Raw genomic sequence first — 2,656 nt, 5'->3', positions numbered from 1 at the left:
TTTTTAGTAACTTAGTGGTACAAAATCTATTAGGTTATAAAATCATTGCTATGCACAACCTCATGGCAAAGTTCCAAAAAATACTTGAAAACAGCAAGCAATATGCAGGAAATCAAGTCAACGGGAAGAGAAAATTCTCGATTTGGAGCATTATCTATGTCGTGATACTATATCTATTTTTCTACGATAAGACTATTTACTCCATACTATTTTCAAACTGTTCTTTCAAGATATTATCAATTTTAGAGCTTCGTTTAACCCAAATCGGTCATTAGAAAAAGCTTCTTGTCATTTTCTAATGACCGCCATTAGAAAAACAGCATTGTATATACTTGATCCATAAATATTTACTAACTTTACCACGAAAAAAAGTATATACTCCTATGCGCGACTGTGACATAAAGTTCGTAAATAAGGAAATAACACCTTTTGGTGGTCTTTCCCTGTTCTTCAAAATGCTTGAGAAATGCCATTTTGAAGAACATGTTATGCAAAGTGGTGTTCCGCTTCAAGGATCCAATCGTGGCTACAACCCGATCCAATTAATATTGGGACTGTTTGCAGGTGTGTGGTGTGGAGCAAGCTGCTTTGGCCATCTTGACGTGGTACGTTATGACACTGCACTATGTGATCTACTTGGGTGGAAACGTGGAGCAGACCATCGTGCATACCAGCGCTATCTCAACAAATTCTCCCAAGCTGTCAACCAGCGTGTTTTCGGAAATTTGTTCCGTTGGTTTTTCTCAGAGTTGAAGTTCGACAATTACACCTTGGACTTCGATTCGACTGTGATGGTCCGTGAGGGAAACCAGGAGGGAGCAGCCAAAGGGTACAACCCCAAACGTCCTGGACGACTGTCGCACCATCCTCTTCTTGCATTCGTTTCCGATGTGAGGATGATAGCAAATTACTGGTTACGTCCTGGCAACACATCTGCAAGTACCAACTATCTGTCATTTCTTGAGGACACACTCTCAATACTTGAGGGCAAACGTGTCGGACTGGTCCGCATGGATAGTGGCTTCTTTGCAAAGGAAATACTTGACTATCTGGAAAACAAAGGGTTACACTATATCATAGCCTGCCGTTTCAATAACCGTATTAAGTACAGTCTTACCCATGAACGCAAATGGATAGAGCTGACAGACGGATTGGAAATATCCGAAACCATCTATCAGGCAAACAGTTGGGAGAAACCCAGACGCATTGTGATGGTCAGGCAAGAAATTGAGAAGCGCCCAAAAGCTGCGGGAAAGCAAATCAAGCAGATGGATCTTTTCGAGGATGAGGAAGATTTCGGGAAATACCGATACAGCTGCTTCGTAACAGACCTTGACCTGCCAGCCAAGATCGTATATGACTCATATCGCGGAAGGGCGGATTCTGAGAACAGAATAAAGGAACTGAAGAATGATTTCTCCATTGATGATTTTGTCACACATAACTTCTGGGCAACAGAGGCATGCGGGAGTTTCATTGTAATGGCATATAACTTTATGTCGTTGTTTAGACATGCGCTGATTAATTCCAACAAGAAGAAATTTCTGAAGACAATTCGGTACGAATTGCTATCAACGCCAGCCTACTTGGGGAGAACAAAAGACAAGCATATCCTATATTTGGCCAGATCACTAAAAACACGACAATCATTCTTGTCCATATGGAAAAAATTAAAGGATTTCTCTTTGCCGTACGACACAGAGAAATCCTAATGACCGATTTGGGTTTAAAAAACGGATATGTTTGGTAGAACATTTTTTAGTCCATGGTATCAGTATAGTTTTCCATTATCCATGAAGATACAATATAGACCATCATATTGTAGTTAGCCTTATTTTGTTGTTCTGCAGGAAGTAAGCTTATTGCTTTTTGTATTCCTTTAATTTTGTGAGGATATTTGATTAGCATTTGGCTCAACCCATCAGCAAAAGTTTCATCGTACTGTTCATCGGTATGTAAAAAACAGTGTTTTACAACTAAAGCATAGTCCTGTTCTGTAGAAAATTTCTCTTGAAAAAAGTTTCCATCAATAATTCTTTTCACAAAAAGACTATCACCAAACTCTATTTTGTTTTTTTTAATTGTTTCCTTTTTCTGAATAGCATCTTTAATATTTTTCTTTTGTATTGATATGAGGTGAGAGTTAGAGTTGTTACTATTACAACCTGTAACACCGCCAAAAATTAACAGAGTCATTAGAATTAGTAAATTTTTATTTTTCATTTTCATGTTTTGTCCTTCCTCTTTTCTTCTCTTTTTCTTCTACATTCTGAGGTCTATGGCCGGTGACTACAACTTCAGGTAACTCGTAGGATTTCATTTACTTTTCTTTGACTTAGCAAGTATCTTATCTTCAATACTTTCGTTCATAACTACAAGATATTTTTGTCGCGAAAGAATACATTTTTCGCGACAACAAAGATACATATTGTATTTAATAATTTGAAAGAATCCAGGGAAAAACACATACCTGTTCAAAAATGGCAACTACTCATTTGATGAACCACCTCTCGCTTCATCCGACACTTCGCACTTGTAGCTCTGATACTATCCTCAGAGCGATAAAGGAGTTGACGCAAGAAAACATTTCATACACATCAGATATGGGCAAGACCTACGATTTCAATACGGCTGACACTCTCAATACTTTATTGCA

The 2,656-nt window shown here is 38.2% G+C and carries 3 protein-coding genes and 1 pseudogene; 3 read left to right on the top strand and 1 reads right to left on the bottom strand.

All coding sequences use genetic code 11. The features are described from left to right. Both HMPREF0645_RS13940 and HMPREF0645_RS02510 read left to right on the top strand, forming a co-directional pair. Positions 1-275: hypothetical protein (locus HMPREF0645_RS13940; protein WP_007173264.1), on the top strand; the 275-nt coding region annotated here is incomplete at its 5' end. 108 nt (positions 276-383) lie between these two features. Beyond that, a complete protein-coding gene (locus HMPREF0645_RS02510; RefSeq protein WP_007173263.1) occupies positions 384-1,712 on the top strand; it encodes an IS1380 family transposase in 1,329 nt (442 codons plus the stop codon). Positions 1,713-1,758: 46 nt separating this feature from the next. Here the strand turns inward: HMPREF0645_RS02510 and HMPREF0645_RS02505 are convergent, their stop codons facing one another. Next, positions 1,759-2,223 carry a hypothetical protein gene (locus HMPREF0645_RS02505; RefSeq protein ID WP_245543987.1) on the bottom strand — a complete coding sequence of 155 codons (465 nt, stop codon included), beginning with the start codon at positions 2,221-2,223 and terminating at the stop codon, positions 1,759-1,761. 257 nt (positions 2,224-2,480) lie between these two features. Between HMPREF0645_RS02505 and HMPREF0645_RS13175 the strand changes: the two are divergent. Continuing rightward, positions 2,481-2,656 (top strand): annotated as a pseudogene (locus HMPREF0645_RS13175) (IS1380 family transposase); the annotation flags it as partial.

Source organism: Hallella bergensis DSM 17361, assembly GCF_000160535.1.
GTDB classification, from domain to species: domain Bacteria; phylum Bacteroidota; class Bacteroidia; order Bacteroidales; family Bacteroidaceae; genus Prevotella; species Prevotella bergensis.
This window is presented reverse-complemented; position numbering and strand designations above follow the sequence as displayed.